Origin of the sequence: Nocardioides sp. YIM B13467 (assembly GCF_042788075.1) — a bacterium.
Lineage (GTDB): Bacteria > Actinomycetota > Actinomycetes > Propionibacteriales > Nocardioidaceae > Nocardioides.
Genome location: NZ_JBHZPJ010000006.1, coordinates 1 through 4998, shown reverse-complemented (window position 1 = coordinate 4998; position 4998 = coordinate 1). Strand labels below are relative to the sequence as shown.

Genomic DNA, 4998 nt, shown 5'->3' with positions numbered 1-4998 from the left:
CCCCCCCCCGCCGCGCAGAGGTACGCAGCCAGCTCGTCCAGCAGCCCGAGGAGGATCTCGTCGGCGGACTCGCCGAGCTTCACCGTCGACTCGTGGACCGGGACGACGTGGCCGGCGTCGAGGCCGATCTCGTCGACCTGAAGACCGCACCAACGCTCGGGTGCGTCGGCGACCGCGTCGCGCAGCCGGCGTACGTGGTGGCGAAGGCCCGAAGCGTCACGGCGTGCCGAGTCGTGCATGGCTTCGATCAGCCAGGACCGCTCGGCAGCGGTCCAGGACGTCTCGTCACCGGTCCGGTCGACACCGACGACCGACGAGATCGTCTCGAGGCCGCGCGTGACCAGCCAACCGCCGGCGGCTCCCGCGGCTCCCAACGTGTCCAGCGCCTGGCCGAGCGCAGGCTGGACCTCGCGCAGCGTGGGGGTGTCGGTGGGCCGGCCGTGAGCGACCGCGAGCGCCACCGAACAGGCTTCGGGAGCTGCGGCCAGGGTCGGAGAGCCGACGTCGGGCCACAGCGTGTAGCCGCGACCGCCGAACCGTGCGCTCGCGTCCGCGAGGCTTCGCGGGTTCGCACGATCATGGACGGGGAACGACCAGTCGGCGTTCTCGTTGGATGCTTCTGGGTTGACGGCCCTGAGCTGTGCGAGCGGGGATCCCGGGTTGGGAACGACCAGCGCCAGACGGGAGTCGCCTGTCGCGAGACCGGTGAGGTGCTCGGCGATCGCGTGCCAGTCCGCCGGGTCGACGTCGATCGATGCGACCCGTCCGAACCCGTCCAGCGCGAGCACGGCGTCGGCCGGCCGATCGGGGGTCCAGGCACGCAGATCGCCGCAGACGACGTCGACCGCCCTGTGGGCGTACCGCTCGGAGACGAGCTCGGCGTCGGAGTGGGTGCGCAGGACGACGGTCGTCGTCGCGGCGCGGTCGACGACCGCATCGAGCAGGTCGAGGTCGTGCGGGCCGACGACGAGCAGGTGGGAGGCGCCGGTTGCCGTCGCGACGGCGAACCGGGTCAGGACCGGTCCGCGAGGGCACCTGTCAGCGCCGGCCATGTCGGACCAGTCGTACATGTCTCCTGAGACGACGCTGTAGGCGCCGACCTTCGAAGCCGTGTCGATGTCGTTCATCCTGTGATCTCCCATCCGAAGAGCGCGCGCAGCTCAGCAGGCGACGCCATGGCATCCAGCCCGAGCTCGCGCACGGTCGTGGCGCGTACTTCCTCTGCGTCGGTCTCCACCCCGTGGAACTCGGGGAACAGCCGTTTGGCCTGCTCGTTGCCGTCCCTCACGCTGGCGTCCCTGACGTCGGCGAAGGTCATCGGGTCGCCGTAGACCGCGACCTCGGAGCCGACCGAGGCGCCGTAGAAGATCGCAGTGGTCAGGCGGTTCGAGGCAACCCGGCGGTGGCGGATCTGCTCCGCGTACTGCTTGTGGAGGAAGCGGATGTCGGTGCCCTGACGCAACGTGCCGCGCTTGCCGTGACAGATGACCCGGAAGCCGGCGTCCTCATAGCGGCGACGGATCTCCGGCATGTCGTACTCGATCCAGTAGAGGCAGACGGTCACCGGACCCTCCTCGGTGTCCCGGATCTCCGCGATCAGCCGGTCGTGGTCGCCGCTGACCTCACCGTGGTCCCAGGTGTGGAACGGATAGAAGATCGTTCCCTCGCGCTCGTCGGCAGGGGGTACGGGCTCGACGTCCTTCTTGAGCTCCAGCAGGTAGTTCCAGGGAGCGCCGATCACGGCATAGTCGCGCCAGCCGACCGCCTGGCCGCGGCGCAGGTTCGCGTGGGACCAGACGAACTTGGGGAAGCCGTAGGGCGGCTCGTGGCCCGGGCCGAAGCCGTGAAGAAGGTTCCAGCCGTGCTGGAGCACACCCCAGATCGGGCGCGGCTGCTCGAACGGGAGGCCGCAGTACTCCGAGAGGATGTGCGCGTGTCCGTACCAGTGGTTGCTCGTGTCCAAGTCTCAGTCTCCGAGAGCTAGCGAATCGGTCTTGACGGCGACCACGAGCACCGAGGACCCGAACGGCAGGTCGAGCCGGGTCAGCAGCCGCTCGTCGATGCGGGTGGCGCCGAGCAGGACCTTCTCGATCCCGGGCGAGACCTCGGGGAGCGGTGCGACGCCGCCGTCGGGAAGCTGCTGGGCACTGGCCGGACCGCGCTCCTTGACCCGGGTGACCAGGCGCTGAGCGGCGAACATCGGAAACGTACCCGTGAAGCCGTACGTCGCTCGCACGGGCGAGAGCCCGGCTGCCCTGATCGCCTCCACCGCCCGCCGCAGGGTGTAGCGCCGGTAGTGGTGGTTGTGGTCGTCGTGGCGGGTCCAGGCCCAGTTGTACGCCGGAACCGACATGAGGAAGCGGCCGCCGGGGGCGAGGACGCGCTCGATCTCGGCGAGGGCAGTGGCCTCGGGCTCGCAGTGCTCGATGACGTCGAAGGCCGCGACCACGTCGAAGGAGCCGTCGGCGAACGGAAGCCGGGTCGCGGAGCCGCACACACCGCCGTCGGCGAGGCCACGCGGGTCGACGTCCAGCGAGACGTGATGCTCGGCGGTGCCCCGGAGCCAGGTGACGCTGGGGCCGTCGGCGCTGCCGACGTCGAGGAGGCGGCGTGGCGTCCCGACGTACGGCTTCATGACGGTCTCGAGGATCCGGGTGCGCGCTCGGTACCACCAGTAGTCGCTCTGGGCGATCGAGGGAGAGCCGCCCGTCGTGGTGCCAAGCAGCATGCCCGTTTCGGTCATCGGATGGAGATCTCGCTCACGTGCGTCGGAAGTGCGGAGGTACCAGCAGCGTAGGCCAGTGCGATCTCATCGGCGATGCGACGCACGCCAACGGAGAAAGGCGTTTGTGTCCGTTTGTCGAGCTCCGTCCAGACGACGCTGCGGACCCGCAGGTCGCGTGCCTGGCCGGGCGTGCCGGCTCCCGGGATGCGCAGCCTGGTCCGTCGCCTGAAGACCCGGTTGGTCTCTCCGATGACGGCCGAGAGGGTCGCTCCGGTGCCGGTGGCCAGGATCTTGACGACGGCATTCGATCCGGCACTGCGGACGTGCTCGTGGAGCCCGTCGAGGGCGTCGACGACCATCTCGGCGCAGTCACCGACGTAGAGATAGTCGCGGATGGTGTCGAAGGAGACCCAGACCGGCAGCGGCGTGCCGCGCAGCTGGGCCAGACACAGCTGAGAGACGAGGCCCTGGGGCTTGGAGAGCTTCTGGCCGGGCCCGTAGAGATTGGTGATCCGGCCGATGAGCGCCACGGATCCGGTCTCTGCGCAGAATGCGCTGACCGCTTCCTCCATGGCCAGCTTGGCCCTGCCGTACGCCACGAGCGGACGGGGCTCGGAGAGCTCGGTGAACGGGGGATCGGCCGAACCGGCGTAGACGCCACCGACGGAGGAGGCGAAGAAGAACGCGAGCCGGGTGGTGTGCCGCAGTGCCGGACGCAGGTCATCGAGTACGTCGCGGAAGAGCGACACCTCGGTCTCGAGCTCGTCTGCCGGGGTGGAGACCACGCCCGCGCCGGCGCACCAGGCGATGTTGACGCGGCCGTCCGGCGACGAGTCGACGAAGGAGGTGAGCTCGGACCTCAGGACGGCGCGGGCGGCGACCGGGTCGTGCCAGGGCACGTTCGTCGTCCGCACGGACGCCCCGGAGCGCTCGAGCGCGCTGCGTACGTGGCGGCCGAGCAGACCGCCGCCACCGACGACGAGCGTCGGCGGTCGGGATGGGCGCCGAGCGCCGGTCACTTGGGATGACCCGGCAGGGATGACTCGCGAAGCGGGCCGTTCGCGGGGTCGCTGACGATCACGTAGAGCGGCTTGCCCATCGCCATGTTGACGGAGACGCCGAGATACTCGGCGATCACTCCGAGGGTGAGCATGATGGCGCCGGAGCAGACCAGCACGGCCGCCATCAACGAGGTCCAGCCCTGGACCGGGACCCCGCCGGCAAGACGAGCGACGACCAGCACGACCGCGAGGACGATGCCGGAGGCGGCGAGCAGGGCTCCGCAGATGCTGACCGCGCGCAGCAGTCGGGTGCCGCCGGTGAGAACCATCCGCCAGAAGTGCGACATCAGCGAGCGGTAGTTGTAGCCGGAGGGCCGCTCACCCTCCTCGCGCAGCTCCACCGGGCAGGTCGCCACGTCCGAGATCACCCAGCTCAGGGCGACGTCGAGGTAGACGCCGTTGGCGGCGTAGGCGGACACGCTCCGGCCGTACTCGCCCAGGATCAGCCGGAAGCTGTTGAACTGCCGGGCGCTGCCACCGGGCATGAGCCGGTCGATGACGACCTTCGAGCCGCGCGACGTCAGGTTGCGCAGCGGACCGTGGGGCGCCGCGTTGGTGGGACGGGCGTAGACGAGGGCGGCCCGCTCCCTGAGCGCGGTGTCGAGCATCGGCAGGATGTACGCCGGGTCGTGCTGTCCGTCCTCGTCCATCGTGACGATCCAGTCCGATCCCGACGACGCCAGGCCGGCGAGAGTCGCGGCGTGCTGGCCGAAGTTGCGGCTCAGCCAGATCGGGCGAACGATGTCGTACTTCTCGGCGAGCTGTCGCATCGCGAGATCGGACGTGTCCGGGCCATGGTCGTGGACCAGGAGGATCTCGGTGACACGTCCCTGGTGCCCGTTCGGGGTGACGAACGGTTCGGCGAGGTCGACGACCTCGCTCACCACTTCTGGAAGGGTCTCGGCGCCCCGGTAGACCGGGATGACGACGGAGACGGTGTGGGTGAGGGACATCGCTAGGAAAATAGCGCATCCGGAGGGGCTTCGGTGTACTCCATGTAGGAGTTTTGTTGGCATGATCGCCCGGGTGACTGCAGACCCGGCAACCGTACGCGTCGCACCTGGGGCGAAGCCTTCCTCGGACCGCATGCTCTCGGGCCACGTCTTTGCGGGAGGGTCCTGGTCCGGGCTGCTCCCGGGCGTGCTGGTCGTGGGCGTGACGCTGGTGCTAGCGGTCCGTGTCGCCGAGGTCGACCTCGGCGACGCACTGCTC

The 4998-nt window shown here is 69.7% G+C and carries 6 protein-coding genes; 1 reads left to right on the top strand and 5 read right to left on the bottom strand.

Going from position 1 to position 4998, the window contains the following annotated elements; translation table 11 throughout:
* The 5 genes from ACFX43_RS01540 to ACFX43_RS01520 form a co-directional block, all read right to left on the bottom strand.
* The coding region (locus ACFX43_RS01540) for a hypothetical protein (protein WP_378816146.1) at positions 1-1127 on the bottom strand (1127 nt) is incomplete at its 3' end.
* Positions 1124-1963: a hypothetical protein gene (locus ACFX43_RS01535; RefSeq protein WP_378816143.1), complete on the bottom strand. Its 840-nt coding sequence runs from the start codon at positions 1961-1963 to the stop codon at positions 1124-1126. The genes ACFX43_RS01540 and ACFX43_RS01535, both read right to left, overlap by 4 nt.
* Before the next feature lie 3 nt (positions 1964-1966).
* Positions 1967-2743: a class I SAM-dependent methyltransferase gene (locus tag ACFX43_RS01530; RefSeq protein WP_378816140.1), complete on the bottom strand. Its 777-nt coding sequence runs from the start codon at positions 2741-2743 to the stop codon at positions 1967-1969.
* Positions 2740-3744, bottom strand: coding sequence for an NAD-dependent epimerase/dehydratase family protein (locus ACFX43_RS01525; protein WP_378816138.1), 1005 nt, complete (start codon positions 3742-3744; stop codon positions 2740-2742). The genes ACFX43_RS01530 and ACFX43_RS01525 overlap by 4 nt, the downstream gene beginning before the upstream one ends.
* Positions 3741-4739, bottom strand: a complete 999-nt coding sequence (locus tag ACFX43_RS01520; RefSeq protein ID WP_378816135.1) for a glycosyltransferase — start codon at positions 4737-4739, stop codon at positions 3741-3743. The genes ACFX43_RS01525 and ACFX43_RS01520 overlap by 4 nt, the downstream gene beginning before the upstream one ends.
* Before the next feature lie 73 nt (positions 4740-4812).
* Between ACFX43_RS01520 and ACFX43_RS01515 the strand changes: the two genes are divergently transcribed.
* On the top strand, positions 4813-4998 hold a 186-nt coding region (locus tag ACFX43_RS01515), incomplete at its 3' end, for a hypothetical protein (RefSeq protein WP_378816132.1).

Bases quoted from the DNA above. Each gene is read 5' to 3' on its own strand.
- ACFX43_RS01520 (WP_378816135.1), bottom strand. From the start codon at position 4,739: ATGTCCCTCACCCACACCGTCTCCGTCGTCATCCCGGTCTACCGGGGC.
- ACFX43_RS01530 (WP_378816140.1), bottom strand. From the start codon at position 2,743: ATGACCGAAACGGGCATGCTGCTTGGCACCACGACGGGCGGCTCTCCC.